The sequence below is a fragment of the Paraburkholderia sediminicola genome, from assembly GCF_046026895.1.
In the GTDB taxonomy this organism is placed as follows: Bacteria; Pseudomonadota; Gammaproteobacteria; order Burkholderiales; family Burkholderiaceae; genus Paraburkholderia; species Paraburkholderia sediminicola_C.
Genome location: NZ_JAQQEU010000112.1, coordinates 1 through 16,759 on the forward strand (window position 1 = coordinate 1; position 16,759 = coordinate 16,759).

18 protein-coding genes and 2 pseudogenes are annotated in these 16,759 nt (G+C 60.9%); 11 read left to right on the forward strand and 9 right to left on the reverse strand.

Features of this window, described 5'->3' with window-relative positions:
- Positions 1-246 precede the first annotated feature (246 nt).
- A pseudogene (locus PQR02_RS37080) lies at positions 247-360 on the reverse strand (ACT domain-containing protein); the annotation flags it as partial.
- Positions 361-363: 3 nt separating this feature from the next.
- Here PQR02_RS37080 and PQR02_RS37085 point away from each other — a divergent pair.
- Positions 364-708 (forward strand): DUF3577 domain-containing protein, encoded by a 345-nt coding sequence (locus tag PQR02_RS37085; protein ID WP_408242823.1) that lies wholly within the window; start codon positions 364-366, stop codon positions 706-708.
- Between the two features lie 388 nt (positions 709-1,096).
- On the opposite strand, the gene PQR02_RS37090 is transcribed toward PQR02_RS37085, so the two are convergent.
- Together PQR02_RS37090 and PQR02_RS37095 are read right to left on the reverse strand one after the other, a co-directional pair.
- Positions 1,097-1,723: a porin gene (locus PQR02_RS37090; protein WP_408242824.1), complete on the reverse strand. Its 627-nt coding sequence runs from the start codon at positions 1,721-1,723 to the stop codon at positions 1,097-1,099.
- A gap of 169 nt (positions 1,724-1,892) precedes the next feature.
- Positions 1,893-2,390, reverse strand: a complete 498-nt coding sequence (locus tag PQR02_RS37095; protein ID WP_408242825.1) for a hypothetical protein — start codon at positions 2,388-2,390, stop codon at positions 1,893-1,895.
- Positions 2,391-2,752: 362 nt separating this feature from the next.
- On the opposite strand from PQR02_RS37095, the gene PQR02_RS37100 reads away from it, so the two are divergent.
- The 4 genes from PQR02_RS37100 (at position 2,753) to PQR02_RS37115 (ending at position 4,927) form a co-directional block, all read left to right on the forward strand.
- Complete coding sequence (locus tag PQR02_RS37100) at positions 2,753-3,658, forward strand: DUF72 domain-containing protein (RefSeq protein ID WP_408242826.1); 906 nt, start codon at positions 2,753-2,755, stop codon at positions 3,656-3,658.
- A gap of 318 nt (positions 3,659-3,976) precedes the next feature.
- Positions 3,977-4,195, forward strand: a complete 219-nt coding sequence (locus PQR02_RS37105; RefSeq protein ID WP_408242827.1) for a hypothetical protein — start codon at positions 3,977-3,979, stop codon at positions 4,193-4,195.
- 103 nt (positions 4,196-4,298) lie between these two features.
- A complete protein-coding gene (locus PQR02_RS37110) occupies positions 4,299-4,487 on the forward strand; it encodes a hypothetical protein (protein ID WP_408242828.1) in 189 nt (62 codons plus the stop codon).
- A gap of 26 nt (positions 4,488-4,513) precedes the next feature.
- The gene (locus tag PQR02_RS37115) at positions 4,514-4,927 is read left to right on the forward strand and encodes a hypothetical protein (RefSeq protein ID WP_408242829.1); all 414 of its coding nucleotides are present in this window, start codon (positions 4,514-4,516) and stop codon (positions 4,925-4,927) included.
- Positions 4,928-5,040: 113 nt separating this feature from the next.
- Here PQR02_RS37115 and PQR02_RS37120 read toward each other — a convergent pair whose 3' ends face one another.
- Positions 5,041-5,262, reverse strand: coding sequence for a hypothetical protein (locus PQR02_RS37120; RefSeq protein WP_408242830.1), 222 nt, complete (start codon positions 5,260-5,262; stop codon positions 5,041-5,043).
- Between the two features lie 198 nt (positions 5,263-5,460).
- Positions 5,461-6,630 carry a zinc-dependent alcohol dehydrogenase gene (locus tag PQR02_RS37125; protein ID WP_408242831.1) on the reverse strand — a complete coding sequence of 390 codons (1,170 nt, stop codon included), beginning with the start codon at positions 6,628-6,630 and terminating at the stop codon, positions 5,461-5,463.
- A gap of 333 nt (positions 6,631-6,963) precedes the next feature.
- Here PQR02_RS37125 and PQR02_RS37130 point away from each other — a divergent pair, with 333 nt between their 5' ends.
- From PQR02_RS37130 to PQR02_RS37145, 4 genes are all read left to right on the forward strand, one after another.
- The gene (locus PQR02_RS37130; RefSeq protein ID WP_408242832.1) at positions 6,964-7,494 is read left to right on the forward strand and encodes a CinA family protein; all 531 of its coding nucleotides are present in this window, start codon (positions 6,964-6,966) and stop codon (positions 7,492-7,494) included.
- Positions 7,491-8,345 carry an NAD(+) synthase gene (nadE, locus tag PQR02_RS37135; RefSeq protein WP_408242833.1) on the forward strand — a complete coding sequence of 285 codons (855 nt, stop codon included), beginning with the start codon at positions 7,491-7,493 and terminating at the stop codon, positions 8,343-8,345. The genes PQR02_RS37130 and nadE overlap by 4 nt, the downstream gene beginning before the upstream one ends.
- Positions 8,346-8,600: 255 nt before the next feature.
- Entirely contained in the window at positions 8,601-8,882 is a 282-nt protein-coding gene (locus PQR02_RS37140) for a hypothetical protein (RefSeq protein ID WP_408242834.1), read from the forward strand.
- A 98-nt stretch (positions 8,883-8,980) separates the two neighbouring features.
- Positions 8,981-9,571: a hemerythrin domain-containing protein gene (locus PQR02_RS37145; RefSeq protein WP_408242835.1), complete on the forward strand. Its 591-nt coding sequence runs from the start codon at positions 8,981-8,983 to the stop codon at positions 9,569-9,571.
- A 357-nt stretch (positions 9,572-9,928) separates the two neighbouring features.
- Here the strand turns inward: PQR02_RS37145 and PQR02_RS37150 are convergent, their stop codons facing one another.
- The 4 genes from PQR02_RS37150 to PQR02_RS37165 all read right to left on the reverse strand — a co-directional run bounded on the left by PQR02_RS37150 (position 9,929) and on the right by PQR02_RS37165 (position 14,711).
- Positions 9,929-10,075 carry a hypothetical protein gene (locus PQR02_RS37150; RefSeq protein ID WP_408242836.1) on the reverse strand — a complete coding sequence of 49 codons (147 nt, stop codon included), beginning with the start codon at positions 10,073-10,075 and terminating at the stop codon, positions 9,929-9,931.
- Positions 10,076-10,237: 162 nt separating this feature from the next.
- Complete coding sequence (locus PQR02_RS37155; RefSeq protein ID WP_408242837.1) at positions 10,238-12,529, reverse strand: FdhF/YdeP family oxidoreductase; 2,292 nt, start codon at positions 12,527-12,529, stop codon at positions 10,238-10,240.
- 898 nt (positions 12,530-13,427) lie between these two features.
- Entirely contained in the window at positions 13,428-14,066 is a 639-nt protein-coding gene (locus PQR02_RS37160) for an alkyl hydroperoxide reductase subunit F family protein (protein ID WP_408242838.1), read from the reverse strand.
- Between the two features lie 165 nt (positions 14,067-14,231).
- A complete protein-coding gene (locus tag PQR02_RS37165) occupies positions 14,232-14,711 on the reverse strand; it encodes an OmpA family protein (protein WP_408242839.1) in 480 nt (159 codons plus the stop codon).
- On the opposite strand from PQR02_RS37165, the pseudogene PQR02_RS37170 reads away from it, so the two are divergent.
- Together PQR02_RS37170 and PQR02_RS37175 are read left to right on the forward strand one after the other, a co-directional pair.
- A pseudogene (locus tag PQR02_RS37170) lies at positions 14,672-15,434 on the forward strand (lipopolysaccharide biosynthesis protein); the annotation flags it as partial. The gene PQR02_RS37165 and the pseudogene PQR02_RS37170 overlap by 40 nt on opposite strands.
- A 797-nt stretch (positions 15,435-16,231) precedes the next feature.
- Positions 16,232-16,759, forward strand: a 528-nt coding sequence (locus tag PQR02_RS37175; protein ID WP_459252063.1) for an alpha/beta hydrolase family protein, incomplete at its 3' end; no start/stop codon positions are given.

Here is a 16,759-nt window from a genome sequence, read left to right on the forward strand (position 1 = left end):
CACGTGCTGGTCCGCGGTCGGGGGATGGCGGTCCATCAGCACGCGCACCGTAGAAAGCGTCGATGACGCGACGAATTACCTCGCGATGCACTGATGCTGATGGCCGCCACCCGAATGGAAAGCGCGCTGGTGTTTCGCGCTGCCGGCGGGGAAGCTCGGGCTGTTCAGGACGAGCCAGGCGGTCCGCCGCGGATGGCGCACTTCGGGACAGCTCGGCCATCCGAAGAAAGCGCGGTCAGCCCGCCGCAAGTCGTCGACCGCCTTCGCACCGGCGTCAATCCGGGTTCCGGGGATAAATATGTGATCGTGGAATGCCGCAGCAACGACGTTGCAACTGATACTGGCCTTCGTCAGCGCTCGGTGATGGATGACGCTAACGGTCCCGACGTGAAAGTCCTCGCTTCGTTCCGCGCGGGTGATCACTCCATTCGGACGTTCGAGCGCACCGGCAACCGCGCTGGCGAAACCGGCGCCGTGCCCAAGGGGCGCCTGCTGAAGCTCTTCTGGATCAAGGTCGACGGCCAGGATGTCTATCGCGATGAAAGCGAAGAACTCGACGACGCTGACGCCGGACACGATCAGGCGCCGGAGCGTGTCAACGGACAAGTGCCGTCGACACACGGTCCTGTGATCAGCACGACACGGACGACATCGATGAGCCCGACAGCGGTCGCAATGTACAGGAGCCACGCAAAGCTTCGGCTATGACTGAGCGCACTGCCCCGCGTACCAACCGCTCCAGATTGCGCCGCCATCAACATGAAAACAGAGTCGGTTTCCTCTCCATTGCTGCTAACGCTGGCCGAAGCCCCTTAGCGCGCGAGCGGTTTAAAGTCCCACGAGCGTAAAACGTCCCGTTGCCCCGGCCTGTGGAACCAACGAACGGACAGCCCAAGACGCATCGTCATGGAAAAATCAGGAGCTTCCGAGAGTCGTGAAACCAGCGTCCGTGGCGCCGGACTTCTCGATTAGCCGCAGGCCAGCGTGGATCGCAGCGGGATAATAATAGAACATCCAGCTCAGCCAAATCGGGGAATCGTACCCCTGCTCTTAGAAATTCAAGCGCCCAAAGCTGACAACCGCGCGGGCCTCACAACTAGAAACTGACTGCAAGTCCGAACATGGCAACGAATTGCTCGAGTGTGGTCGACGGCGTCGAATTTTGCGAGTCACCCACCACTGGCGCTGCATCGATGATCTCGCCAGAAGAATCAAGCGTGCGTCCGGTTGCATGCTGCCAGGCTTGTAGCGCGTAGACTGTCGTCCGCTTCGAGAAATGGTAAGCCTCTTTCAACGACACCTGGTGATATTTAGCCGAGTCGTCGATCCCGTTACTCTTTGAAGCGCGGGTATAGCTATATCCGGCCGCTACGTCCATTGCATTATTGAATTTGTAGCGCAAGAACGCACCGTATGTGTTAAAAATCGCCGTACTGACGAATAACGAATGACTGCCTGAAAAGTACTGCGCATTCGAGTAATTGACGCCGAACACGAAATTGCCGAGCGTGTAGTTGGCCGCGGCGGCGATATTCTGCACCGCCCGCGCCGATAAATAACCTACATTGACTGCCGAGCTACCATATGAAGCACTTGCGTTCGGGTCCAGACCCGCCACGTCAGAATTTGCTGTCAGCGAGTGACTAGCAAAAGTCGAGGAAGTTGAGCCTTCGGCATCCAGCCACAGCAGGACCAGAGACGAGGCGCATCCCGAAACGATCAATGGCTTGCACCTGGCTGGACCGATCTCTCGACGCGTCACCAAGAAAATGCGGCAACCCATCAACTTCGATTCAGCAATACCGCACTCACACCGTTACCAACGCAAACCAAGTGGCATCCAAGTGCATCAATCTCTTCATGTTATGCATTAGTTGTATTTTCCAACTACATTAATTGGAACACAATGCTACGTTTGACAAATCACCGCCAGCAGGTGCAACTGCATGGCCAATGGCAACGCGGCATCGCTGTCGACACACAACCCTTGCAGGGATGGTATGCAAATCGTGGTCGGAATTCAGGCGCGACAGATCGAGGAAATCGACCTCGCGGGATTTGCGCTCCCCCGCTTCCTGCGCGAGTTTGCCGAGCCGAAAGCTCTTCGACATCTCGCCGGGACAAGTGTTGTCGTTGCGCGACGACGCGTTGACGATCAATATGCGGGGGCGTGACGCCCTGTCCTGCTGCCCCGGTTGGGCGGCTTTGATCCGGTCGCTCGCCGCCCGCCATTCGGCTGACAGATCGTAGTCCGGATCTTCGAATCCCTCGCCCGGCTTGTCGGTAACCGGCGATTTGCGAGCATTGGAATAAGCGTCCCACGCGATCGCCTCGAGCCGAGCGAGTGACCCAGCTTCCGTCCGGAACGCGGGCCCGTAAAAGCGGGCCATGAACCGTACGCGAAACGCTTCACGCGACATCTTCTCTTGTAATCTGTCCTTTGCGGACTTCTATCCGTCTGGTATTCCGGGGGCTGATCAGAATGTGAGTTCTTGATGCTTCGTAAACACGCGGTTCGGTTATGGAGGCCAGCAACCGACGTACCCGGACCCGCGTGCCGTCACGGCGTCAGCATGCTGCAGTCGACGGGTCCTGCCCGCTCGCGGTACAAGTCGATGAACGTCTGCACCGGCCGGTTCAGTTGCGCGCCACGCCGGAACCGGAAGAAGGGAACTTTTGAGCGGGGGCTCGCGTGTCATCTGCCTCGCCTGAAGCGATAACGCCGTCAGGCAAGCTCTGGAGCATGATTCTCATGAAACATATCGGCGACGTACGTATCGGCATTTCCGGATGGCGCTACAAGGGTTGGCGAGACAGCTTCTATCCGCGCGGGCTGAAACAGGACGACGAGTTGCGGTTTGCGTCCAGGCTGTTCCAGACCATCGAAATCAATGGCACGCACTACAGCCTTCAGTCGCTCGACAGGTGGCGGAACTGGTACGCCGGGACACCGCCCCATTTCGTTTTCAGCGTAAAAGGCGCCCGATATCTGACGCATCTATTGCGCTTTCGCGACGAAAGCGCGCGCGCGGGCAGCGCGAACTTTTTTTCCCAGGGGATGCTGAGCTTGAACGAGAAGCTCGGCCCATTTCTGTGGCAGTTTCCGCCCACGTTCCGCTTCGAACCGGCGGGCATGGAGCGCTTCTTGCGCCTGCTGCCACGCGATTCCTCCGCAGCACTAGCGTTGGCGAAACAACATGATGAGCGGGTAAAGACACCGTATGTTTCGATCGACAGACAGCGGCCTTTGCGTCACGCCGTCGAGATACGCCATGGCAGTTTTCTCGACGGCGCGTTCGTCGAATTGCTCAGACGACATGAAGTCGCGCTGGTCGTGTCCGACTCCACCGAAGCGTGGCCGCTCGCCGAAGACCTCACCGCCGACTTCGTCTACATCCGACTGCACGGCACCGAATCCAGGTATTCGGGCACTTACCCGGACGAGGCACTGGACTTCTGGGCCGCGCGAATCGATGCATGGCGGCGCGGATCGCAACCCGCCGACGCGCGCCTGATCGCGCCGCACCTTGAGCCGTCTGTTGTAAAACAGCGCGACATCTACTGCTATTTCGACAACGACGCCAAAACCCATGCGCCCTTCGACGCGCAACGCCTGCTGCAACGAATTGACCCGAAGCCGCGCGACTCGGCCGACTAGGAGCAACAGGCCGTCCTGATCCGCCTGGCACCGCGCTGACGGGAACTGTGCTTGCTAGCCTTACACCCTATCAGTGCGGCCGGGGCGAAGTGCGCGAAAGGCAAGAGGCACCCACAATCGGGAGTACCGCTTTACCGGCACTCCGCACTGGGAATACGGTTTCGTCGCAACCGATTGAACGGCCCCCCTCGCTGCCGCTTAAACGAACCGAAGGCTCGGAGCAGTGAAGCTTCATCTCCTGCCGCGCGCGCGAACGAAGAAGCCGAAATCCGGCAGACTGCGTTTTCATTCCTCGCCCAGTGCCACGCGAGGTGGAAAATGGAATTCGACTACACCGATTTTCATATCGATGTGACGCCGCTGGTCGAAGGCGGCCAGTGCTTTGCACGCGCGACACTGTTGCGCACGTCTCCCGATGCCGAGCATCGGACGGAAGAAAAGTGGTCCGGCGACCTCGGCCAGTTTCCGTCCGAGCGGGCCGCGCTCGATTACGCGAGCTCGTGGGCAATCGATTGGTGCGACGCGAACGGCGGCTGACACGCGCCGAATCGCTGAGATTCGCGGTGTCCGCTTTCCCCGGATCGGGCGCGGCCTTTGCTCGTCAACCCTTACCTGACTCACTTTTCATACGGATACTGTCATGGCCACTCAACCGCAAACGCCGGGCGCAACCGACGCCGCGTCCTCGCAATCCAAACCTGAAGAGGAAGGAACCTTCACGACCGACGTGTCCGAAACGGACGACGAAGGTACCACCGTGCGTGAAGCAGAAGTGCGCAAGGACGACCTGTCGGAAACGCAACCGCCGAAGCCAGACGACAAGCAGTAAGACAAGCGGCCTCGAAGGAGATTCGCATGTTATTGAGCGATGAAGAGCTGGCGCGGCTGGATGCGCTCGCGCCATTCCTGCAAAGCGAGGCCAAAACCGCCCTCGCCCCCAATGCCGGTTATGAGGTCCTGATGGAACTTCATGACCATCTCCAGCCCGGCTTACGCCTTCGCGCGGCGACGATGCCGGACACTCCTGCCGACCCGGAAACGCCACCCTATCGGCTCGACCTCTTCGTCGGACTACCGCTCGACGAAATGCGCGACATTGCGAACAGTGAAGGCGCCGCGCAGGACGCCGCGATTGCTCGCCTGGGCGCGACGTTTTCGCCTCGACTGTTGCGAGCGATTGCCACCCTGACGCCTCACCAGATCAATCTGAATGCTGGAGTGCAAAGCGATCCGGGAACGCTGGCGGTGATGTTGGAGCCCGTCCGCTGATGCGCACTGGTGCGCCCCTGCGAAGACCAGCCCGTGCGGGCGGCCGGTGCGGCAGCGCAGCGCTTGCACGCTCGCGAGCAAGGTGGCGCACAAGCACAGCGGCTCATTCAGCGCTACACGCAGCAGATTGACCGCGACGCTTTGCGCGTGTCGTTCGAGTAGTTGCATCTCGTCAGCAGCGCCTGATGCGCGTCGCCGACCACCGCTATGCCATGACCGCTGTCGTAGTCGCCCTCGGGATCGATCACGCGGAACTGGAGGCCGGCATCAATCAGCCGTTCCCCCAGCGCTCCACTGACTGTCGATTTCCCGCCGCCGGATGGAGCGGCGAGCATCCCAAGCACCCCGTAGGCCGGCAGAGAAACTGGCCCGCCCGGCCGCGATGGCGGATGTACGCCTGGCCATGCCTGTCTGGCGGGCGAAGAACGCGGAAGGCGGCGAGCAAGCCCGGAGCCAAAGCCAAATGACTCGCCGGACCCAATCCGACCTGTTACACGTGCCGGGGGCGTCGAGCTGATCAACAGGCAGACCTGCTACGGCTTCAGTACGACCTTCACACACCCGTCTTCCTTGTCACGAAAAACCTTGTACATGTCCGGTCCCTTCTCCAGCGGCACAGTATGCGTGATGACAAACGACGGATCGATCTGCCCCTCCTGAATCCGGCGCAAGAGATCATCGGTCCAGCGATTGACGTGGGTCTGGCCCATGCGGAACGTCAGCCCCTTGTTCATCGCCGCGCCGAACGGAATCTTGTCAATCAAGCCACCGTAGACGCCGGGAATGGACAGAACACCGGCGGGACGACATACGTAGATCATCTCGCGCAGCACATGGGGCCGGTCCGTCTCGAGCATCATGGCCTGCTTGGCGCGATCATATATCGCATCAAACGACCGCGTTGCATGCGATTCCATACCGACAGCGTCAATACATTTTTCGGGCCCCTTTCCCTGGGTGAGCTCTTTCAGGCGTTCAAGCACACTCTCGTCGTCGAAATTGATTGGGATAGCCCCGGCGGCCCTCGCCATTTCCAGGCGTTCCGGTACCCGGTCGATGGAGATCACCTGCTTGGCGCCAAGCAGCATTGCGCTTCTTATCGTGAACTGCCCCACCGGCCCCGCACCCCAGATCGCAACCGTATCTGCGGGTTCAATGTCGCATTGAACCGCCGCCTGCCAACCGGTCGGGAAGATATCGCCGAGAAACAGCACCTGCTCGTCCGTCAAACCGTCCGGAATCTTGACCGGCGTAAAGTCTGCGAAGGGAACACGCACGTACTCCGCCTGCCCTCCCGGATAACCCCCGGTGAGATGTGAATAACCAAACAGGCCGGCTGTGCTGTGGCCGAACACCTTGTCGGCCATTTCCTTGTTCCGGTTCGAGCGCTCGCAAACTGAAAAGTAACCCCGGCGGCATTGATCACATTCGCCACACGCTATCGTGAACGGCACGACAACCCGGTCGCCCACCTTCAGACGCTTGTTATCGGCGCCGACCTCCATCACTTCGCCCATGAACTCATGTCCCAGGATGTCGCCCGATTTCATGCTCGGCATGAAGCCGTCAAACAGGTGAAGATCCGAGCCGCAGATCGCACAGCTCGACACCCTGATGATGGCATCCCGCGAATGCTCGATGATTGGGTCCGGGACATTATCGACGCGGACATCCTTCTTGCCGTGCCAGCAAAGGGCTCTCATTTCGTGCTCCAAAGGTGAGGTTACCCGTCGAACGGGCAAAGGGATCACGGTCTCAAAGCGTCTCGTTGCTACACCTGTGCGGCGCGCGAGGACCGCAACTGCTGAAAACGGCGTGATGGCTACAACCGGTTACAGCAATCCATTCGCAGCAACGCGTGTGCCGCGAGCCAACCCCACGTGGTCAACCGGCCGCCGCCGCATGTCCCCGGCGTCCTCGCGGAGGCGAACATTCTCCACAGCGGCATCTGAGCGTCGCGCGCGGATCGATCCTTGCTAGTCCCATTACGCTTCGTGCGCAATAAGATCAACCGTCTCACTGCTGGAGGCCAGCCGATGAATATTCCCATGCAAGTCGTGTCTTTCCTGACATCACGAGGTCTGAGACTTGCGACTGCCGAATCCTGCACCGGTGGCCAGATTGCGTCCTACCTCGCGAGCGTACCGGGCAGCGGTGCGTGCCTCGACGTCGGCTTCGTGAGCTACTCTCCCTCGGGCAAAGCAGGCTTCCTCGGCGTCAGGGAAACGACGATGGAAGAGTTCGGCCTGACGAGCGAAGAAGTCGCCCGCGAGATGGCGGAAGGCGTGCTTCGCCAGGAAGGCTGCTGTGCCGAAGTGGCCGTGTCCAACACGGGTCTCGCGGATGCCGCGCCTGAGGGCGGCCCGCCGGCCGGTACGCAGTGCTTCGCGTGGTCGTTCCGCACCCGCAACGGTGAGCTGCTAACCTTCACGGAAACGCGACAGTTTCGGGGCAACAGAAACGACGTGCGTTCGGCGGCCGCGCTGTACGCGCTTTCGCGCATCGAGCATTACTTCAATCAATTCCCGAGCGCGCAGCGGGAACAATCTCAGAGGACTACGCCATGACCCTGCTACCTTCTATCGAGAGGAATGCCTGGCAAGAGGCCGTCATTCGCGAACTCGGCGTTGCGCACGACTTCGACGTCGACATGGAGCGGGAACAACGCGTCACGTTCCTTTGCGACTACCTCATGTCGCAGGGGCTTCGCACTTACGTGCTGGGCATCAGCGGCGGCGTGGATTCTTCCACTGCCGGCCGCCTTGCGCAGCTTGCCGTCGAGCGCCTTCGTGCGCGCGGCTATGAGGCAAAGTTCATGGCTGTGCGCCTTCCCTACGGCAGCCAGCGCGACGAGGAAGACGCCGCGCTCGCGCTCGAGTTCGTCCGTCCGGACGAGACGTTCACGGTCAATATCAAGGATCCGTCGGATGCGATGCTGTTCTCGCTCAAGCGCGGCAACGTGCAGTACGTCGACGACTTTCAGGAAGACTTCGTGCTCGGCAACATCAAGGCGCGGCAACGAATGGTGGCGCAATACGCGATCGCCGGGGCGCGGGTGGGCGTCGTGATCGGCACCGACCATGCGGCTGAGTCGCTAATGGGCTTCTTCACGAAATACGGCGACGGCGGTGCGGACATTCTGCCGCTGGCCGGTCTCACCAAGCGACGCGTGCGCGCGTTAGCGCAGGCGTTGGGCGCGGCAACCCGCCTTGCCTACAAGGTGCCGACGGCGGACCTCGAAACGCTGACGCCGCAGAAGCCGGACGAGGATAGCTACGGGATCAGTTACGAAAACATCGACGACTTCCTGGAAGGCAAGCCGGTGAGCGATGAAGTGTTCACTACCATTCACCGCTTTTACATGGCGACCCGTCACAAGCGCGCCCTTCCGGTCTCATTGATTTCCCCAGCGAGTTGATCGATGGACCGGCAGGCACCGGGCATGCCGGGTGCCTGCTACTGAGCGCGATCGACCAAGGCGTGGGCGCCGTTGCGGGCCTCTTTGCCAGCGTCAGGAGCAGCGCGAGCCGCCGGGCCCCTTTGTCGCGGGCTCCCCACTCGTCCAGGTCTTGACGATTGTCCCATTTGCGATATCCGCCCCCTGGATCTTCGGCCCTCACGTTCTCGTGGATGCACCGATGCTGTTATTGACCGGTCGTTGATCTCGTTAGCGATGCCTTTCGTGCTGTCCCTTTTCCTGGCCGACTTCTCGTGGAAGAAGCGGCTCGCCGCATTGGCGAGCCGAACTGAACGGTTAGCCGCGCTCGACTTGCTCAACGTCCAGGTCGCAACCGTTGCCAGGTATCCGGCTTGCTGCGCCAACAACAACGGCGCCGTCAGCCGAGGCGATGGCACCCGCAAAGCCGCTGCGGAAGACGACGAGCGCTATGAGAACCTGTCCGGGCGACCGGCTTTCATTCTGCGATCAGACACGAAGCGTGGCATAGCGCCATAAGCTGCACTACGACGAGCACCTTGCGGCGACACCGGCGCGTCCGCCTGCAGACTGATCGTCCGGCGCCTTTAGCACACGGAGCACTTTGGAGAACTGTCATGCCCGATACCACTTCCTCGATGTCTCCGACCATCACGTCGATGATCCGGCTGGATCATATGCATGTGCTCGCGGCGTTCCATCGCTATCATGCCGACAGCCCATGGTGGCGCAAGCGCGCGATCGTCAACTCGACCTGTGCCGCGCTCGAGATCCACGCGCAACTCGAGGAAGAAATCTTCTACCCCGCGTTGGCCACAGTACTCACCGACGACCCAACGCTCAGCAAGAGCCGTCCCGAGCACAGCGAAATGCGGGCTACGATCGGCAGGCTCCGCACGATGGGGCCGGAGAATGCCGCTTACGATGGGCTCTTCCAACAACTGATACGGGAAGTCATGCACCATGTAGCAGACGAAGAGACGGTGTTGCTGCCAGCCGCCGAGCGTGCGCTCACAGGTGAGCTCCGCTCTCTGGGCGCCAGGATGACACGGCGCCGGCTTCAGCTGCTCGGCGAGCGACCGCGCGAAATTGCCGTGAATACGGCGGGCACGTTTCCAGTCGCTACGTTCGTGATTGCCTCGCTTGCTGTGCTCGGCATCACGCATTGCCTGCCAAAGTCAGGAAGACTCCGGCGCGATACTGACTGAGCCGGCCCTGGGCAGGATTGAACCGACAGGTGCGGGGCCGGCTTGTCCACTACAGCGCGCATCCGAATGGATCTGGCGTCCGGCGTCGTGCGCCCCTTCCGGACAATGTCAGAGCGGCAGGGGCTGAGTACATTCCGGACAATAGGCGACGATACAGCCACGAGAGATATCCCAGGTCCTCACCGCCGGGCCGGTTGCGCGGCGGCGTTCGAGTGGCCCTGCATCGCGCGCGGAATACGGAGCTCAGAGCAGCCGGGCCACCCGATCCGCCACTTGCACGCAAGACGTCCCTGACGGCTCGCGACTCACGAGCGCCGCTCCCGAGCGGATCGATCCGCGACTTCTTCACGTCCATGGTCAGCTCGATCCGCGAGGGGCAGCGGCATCGTCCATTCCCGAACTCGCCGCCAGCGGGACCGCCAGCATGAAATGCGCGAGAAAACGACGCAGCGCTTCCAGCCCGCCGTAGGAACCGCCGATCGCCACGACAGCCGTGCTCGCCATGCGCACTCCGTACACTAGCGGCAATCTTCTTCGCCGCCCTTCCCCGGCGCAGATACATCCAGACTGAACGCGCGGTGCCGGGAGTCGCGAAAGGCCCGCGCGAATCCGGATTTCGAAATCTTTGACCACCCCGCGTTTCCCACCAGATTTCACGAGCACGGGCTAGCGACGCTGCTCGACGACGCGAACCGGTATCGACTTCGCGCCCGGCACCTTGCTTTCCTTCGCGTAATGCCACAACGGCAGCAACGGATTGCACTCCGGGTAGTACCCCGCAATGCAGCCTGGCGGAATGTCGTACGGTACGATGCGCAGCCCTTCGACCCGACGCTGGATGCCGTCGTCGGCAATGGTTTGCAGCGTCACCTCGTCGCCCTCCTGAAGCGAATGCGACTCCATGTCGGCACGATTCATCAGGATGACCATGCGCGATCCCTTGATGCCGCGAAACCGGTCGTCGAGGTTATAAATGGTGGTGTTGAACTGGCTGTCCGTGCGCAGCGTCATCAGCCGCAACGCGCCCGGCTGGCGCTCCATCATGTCCGGGTCCTCGCCCAGCGATTGGGGCACCATGAACTCCGCCTTGCCGCTTTTCGTCTGCCATTTGCGTTCGCGCGCCGGCAAAGGCCGCACGAAACCGCCGGGCGTCCACATCCTCGCCTCGAAATCGTGAAAGATCTCGGGGTAGGTCTCGGCGATCGCGGCGCGCACCCGGCTGTAGTCGTCGCGCCATGCATCCCAGTCCACCGTCGAACGCCCGGCGAGCGTCGCCTTGGCGATCCCGGCGACGATGAACGGTTCCGAGCGCACATCGGTGCTGGCCGGTTCCGTCACGCCGTGCGAGCCGTGCATGCAGCCGGTACTGTCTTCCATCGAGACAGCCTGGTCTCCGCTCGCCTGCCGGTCGATCTCGATGCGGCTCAGGCACGGCAGGATATAAGACACGGCGCCGTGCACGAGATGGCTCCGGTTGAGCTTGGTGGCGACATTGACTGTGAGGCGCAGGCGGCTCCATGCCGGCTCCGTCTGCAAACGGTCCGGCACCGAGCGCACGAGATTGCCCCCGAGGTTGAGCACCGCACTCACCTCTCCTTCCACCATGGCCTCGAACGCCTCGACAATGTTCATCCCTTTCTTGCGCGGCGGCTCGAATGAGAACTGCTGCGCCAGCTTGTCGAGCGGCGCGAGTTCTGGCTTCTCCGTGATGCCGACCGTGCGTTGCCCTTGCACATTGGAATGGCCGCGCACTGGCGAAGGCCCCGCGCCGGGCTTGCCGATATTGCCTCGCAGCAGCAGAAAATTACACAGCATGCGCACGTTCTGCACGCCCATACGGTGCTGCGTGAGTCCCATGCCGTAGTGAATAATGACAGCGTTCGCCTTGATATATTCATCAGCCGCGCGCTCGATGTCGGCACGCGACAACCCGCTCACCCGCTCGATGTCCGTCCATTCGGCCTGCCGCGCAAAATCCGCGAAGTCCTCAAAGCCGAGCGTGTGTTCGCGGATGAACGTATCGTCCAGTACGCGCGGGCCGCCGGCGGCGACGGCAGCGTCGTCCGCGGCAATCACAACCTTGCACAGACCGAGGATCGCCGCGGTGTCGCCGCCTGTCTTGACCTGGTGATATTGCGTGCTGATCTGCGTCTCGGTCGGCGAGAGCATCTGCACGGGCGACTGCGGATTCGTGAAGCTGATCAGACCAGGCTCGCGCAGAGGATTGAAGGTGACGATCGGCACGCCGCGCTTGCGGGCGTCCTGCAGAGGGTGAAGCATCCGGGGGCTATTCGTGCCGACGTTTTGCCCGAAGAAGAACATGAGATCGGTCTTTTCGAAGTCGTCCAACATGATGGTACCAACCCCAACGCCGATCGCCTCTTTCAGCCCGACGCTGGTGCTTTCGTGACACATGTTCGAACTGTCCGGCAGATTGTTCGTGCCATACATTCGCGCGTACAACTGCAACATATAGGACGTTTCAAGCGACGCGCGACCCGACGTATAGAACACGACGCGATCCGGGTCCATGCCGTTCAGCTCGCGGCCGATCTCGTCGAATGCTGCCTGCCAGCTTACCGGCACGTAGCGATCCGTTGCCGCGTCGTAGCGCAACGGCTCTGTCAGGCGCCCGGCTTCCTCGAGGTCATGGTCGTGCCACCTGAGAAGCTCGCTCACGGGATGGACCGCGAAAAAATCGTGCGTGACGCGTTTGGCCGTGGTGTCCCATGCTGTCGCCTTCGCGCCGCTCTCGCAAAATTCGAAGGTGTGCGGATCAGCCGGTTTCGCCCATGAGCAGCTGACACACATGAATCCGTCCGGTTTGTTCTGGCGCAGCAGCACTGTGCTGTCTTTCAGCGTGACCTTCTCCTGCGAGAGGATTTTCGCGACCGCCTTCAGCGATCCCCAGCCGCCCGAAGAGTAGGGATACGCTTCGTTCTTTCTTTCCTTGTCCATGGATTGTCCTTGCCCGGCGATGAAGATTTGCTTGTGGCACAGCAAGCGCCGTTCCACCCGCGACGTCGCCAATGGCGAGACGCCGCGCGACGTGTGACCACGATGCCTGAGAGTCTGCTGTCTGCGTCGGCCGAGCACTGCGGCAGCCGATCGCCGTCACGCGTGCTTTTTTCTTCGTCGCGCGTCCCGGGGATGCACTGATCGCTGCGATGGGCGGACACGTCACCGTCTGCACGAAATGGCTGTCATCAGCAAGGAAACGACCTCCCGAACGACAGCCGTGCTCCCGGCTTCGCTGAGGCGACGCTTCACGGAATCTGCGGAGCCATCACCACCACGCCGTAAAGTGGACCGGACGGTAATTTCCCGCCACCGGTTTTGAACATCGGATCGCCGGGTTGATCCGAAGACCGCACGCACAGGAAGGCCGAAAGCGGTCAGGCTGGCGTCGTCAGTCGGGCGGAACGCACTGACCGAATCGGGCTCGACGCGCAGCGCTGGGGTTTCCCTATCTACTAAAGGAGCACAACGAGATGGCACAGCAACCGGTCTGGAAGAAAGGCCTTACCCATGAACGTCATTCAGCAACGGCGCGGGGCACGGGGGCGCTACCGCGTGACATCGCTTCTTGCGGTCCGAGTTCCCCGATCGCGGCGGATGCCGCATCGTCGTCGCCATAGCGGGCGCATCGCGCGGCGGCTGAGAGGCTCACTGCAGGCCGAAACTTTTGGCGCAGCGTTCACGGCTCATGATGGCTAGCCTCCCGTTTGTCGATCACGGTTCACGACGCGGTCGACTGACGTCTACGCGTTGCGGACTTTCAGCGTTCCAGATAACAGCGCCCCCGGAGGCGAATTTGCCGCGGTTACTCGCCACCGATATAACCTGCAGGTCAGTGCTACGGCTTGGCCGCCGCGTGCAGTGCCGCTCTCATGCTCATGTCAATGTCGTGAAGTCTCGCGCCGAGCTCCTCAAAGCTGCTGCGCCCCTCGCCGAATAACTCGCCGTTCATGTAGATCGTTGGCACAACGCTAATATCACGCGCCGACACCTCACTTTGAAAAAGCCCGCCGTCGATCGTAATGTTGTGAATCCGTGGATTGATCACCGTCATCATGTTCAGCGCTTGTACAACGTCCACACAGCTTGCGCAAGATAGCGAAATATAGGTCTCGAAATAGTAGTCATTTTTTATCGTTCGAATCTGTTCAATGGTCGTACGGTCGGCTATTACGGGATGCCCTCCAACCTGGAGTATTGCAAGGACAAGGGACGAAAATTCAGGCCCTGTTGGAGTGGCGGCAAACTGAATGCCGGGTTTTGCTCCCGCCTGCCTGATTGAAAATGATGGTTTGCGTTCGTCACCTTGCGGCTCCTCGATTACCGTCACCAGATCTGTCAACGACGCGATTTCGTTCAAAATCATCAGCATCTCGGGCGATTCTTGATTACCGCCCTGCGACACGATCAATTCGACAGGTCTGCGGATGTTTCGCAGATACGTCTGCAGCTGTGACCTGAGACTGACGTTTAACATGGTTCGATCCCCTAACGACCTTTACAAGATTAGCTGAAGAAGTGCAGGAACTGAAAGAAATCTGAACAGAACGTCCAGCGCCGATCGGCCATCGGGATCAAGATGGGTGCCGGGCCATGCTCCCCGAACGTCGGCGCGCTTGGGTCCGCTATCACACATATTCTCTCAATGTCCGCGCGGCGGCACCGCCAGCAGCATGAGCTGCACGCTGCGGTTGCTCTGGCGGTCGACCGCCCGCCCGGTGAGGGTCGGCAGGTCGGTCTCCGGCAACTCGGCGACGAAGATCCGCGAAGCGGCGATCCCGCCTTCGGCAATCAGGGCACTCCGCACGTCCTGTGCGCGCCGGGCCGCCAGTGCCCGATTGACCGCGCCGCCGCCGCGCGTGTCGGTGTAGGCGAAGGCCAGCACGGCGGTGTCGGGATGGCCGCGCAGGTAGTCGCGCGCCTTCGCGAGTTCCGCCATGCCCTCGGTCGACAGCACCGCCTGCCCGGTGAACAGTATCGGATTCACTGTCGGCAGTGCGGTTGGCTGCGACGGCGGCAGCGCGCCGGGCGGCTGGACGACGAAGATCTGCGCCACCGGGGCGTCCTTCTTGTCCTCTTTTTTTGTCCGATGCACTTGCAATTTCACAATTGGGATGGCCACGCATCAGACGGGCTGGCACCATTGCTCTTATACGAAATTCGACGATGCTATTCATTTACTCTTCCGCGTCCAAGGTTTTGACGGCTTCATCGACTTATCTTTTGACGCTATTGTCTAAGCCCGACCAGGTCGGCTACTTCGGCGCGGCGCAACGCTTCGCGGCGATGGGCCTTGGATTGATGGGGCCGGCGGCACAGGTATTCATCCCCACCATCACGCGGCAACTCGTCCAAGGCGATATGGAAGGCGCGAACCAAACGACCCGGCGCGGCGCTGTGCTGCTAATCGGCTACGGATGTCTGATCTGCTGCGCCGCGCTCACTCTCTCCCCTCTCGTGCTGCCTTTAATCCTCGGTGTATCGTTTGCGCACAGCGCTCACATACTTCAGATCTTTGCATGGATGTTCCCGTTCGCTGCGTTCAACGAGTTCATTGCCGGCTACGTGTTTCTACCCCGCAAGAAGGATCGCCTGCTTGCCACCGTGGGCATCGCATCGGCGTTCTTAAACATAATCGTCGCCCTCGTTCTCGCTCCCCGCTACGGTGCCGTCGGCCTCGCGGTGGCCCGGGGTGATTGGCGAGACGACGCTCTCGGCCATGTTGATGGGAATCATGATCCGACTTCGACTCATTCGTCTGATACCCGGTTGTGAGCGAGCGCTTATGATGATTAGGGCCGCGTGCGGTATCCGCGATCCGGCACCAGTCCCAAAGGATGACTAAATGTTCGCGTAAGCAGGCAATCGGCTGTTTCCTGCGGTGCGATTCCTATCGACGGCGAATCAGGTCCGGCACGGTCGCCATCGATTATCGCGTGTCATGCCTGATCGAAGCAATGTGCGGTGAGTCTGACATGGATTGAAAACCGCTGTGTTTCATCCGGTCTTTCCAACGTTCGCAAAATGCGGGAAGGGGCAGGTCTAAACTAAACGCGCTTACAAATATAGGCATGAAGCTGAATGGATGAACCAGGCAGTTGCATGACGAGCAACGGGGGCCTTGCCTTGCCCGAATCAGCCGCTTCGCCGATCGCCACAACTCGAAAACTTGCTTCCAACTTCAGCGCCCCCTGAACCAGAACAAGACTCTTTGAACGCAATCTGCAAACAAACAGCCATTCAAGTGACCGGGTCGCATGGTGGTCGAACGAGCGAAGGTGGCCGAACCCGGAAATCTAGGCGCCCCAGCGATCCTCCCATTCCGCGCCCAGCATCAAACTTCCGTGACCGACCCATAAGATCCCATCAAGGCCCCGCGGCGCGAACGGCTCGTTGGAGTAAATCGGTCGTTTGGGAGTCTTCGACTCTACCGTTTTAACTCTGCGCCTAAGACTGACGATTGCAAGTACTACGGGAGCGATTTTTGCTGTGCCGGGGTATCGTCGGGCGCATCGCACGCCGTGAACAGCTGTTCGCGCTTTGTCGATGACCTGTGTTAGCGAGTCTTAGGCGGAAAACGGCCGGTAGTTCGACGGGCGGAGCGATGTTGCTAATTTATTCCACTCCAACGAGGAGGCGACAATGATGACGATGGCATTGGGTCTGCGGTTAGCGTCGGCAGTTGCGTTGGCGATCGGCCTCGCCGGGTGCGGGGGCGGTGGCGATTCGGCCGGTACGGACGCCGGTGATCCGGGAGCATCTGCGCAGGCGAAGGCGTCAGCCGCCACGTCGCGCCCAACCGCGGACACGCCCAAGATCGAAAAACTTCAGCGCTATCAGATTGACCCGACGGAGGTCTTCGTCGCGGGTATCTCGTCTGGCGGTTTCGCGGCGGTGCAGATGCACGTTGCCCACTCTTCGACCTTCAAAGGGGCCGCTGTCTACGCTGGCGGAGTGTACTGGTGTGCCGCCACCGGAGGAGCCGCGACAGCTTTGGCAAATTGTGGCGGCTTGACGCTTCCGTCGAATCAGGCGTCGTATAACAGCACGCTTGCGGCATCCGAGACGTACCTGGACGCGCAATCGTCCCTCGGCACCATCGACCCGGCGACGAATCTTCGTGGACAGCCCGTATACCTATGGTCCGGCACGCAAGACCAAGTCGTCAAT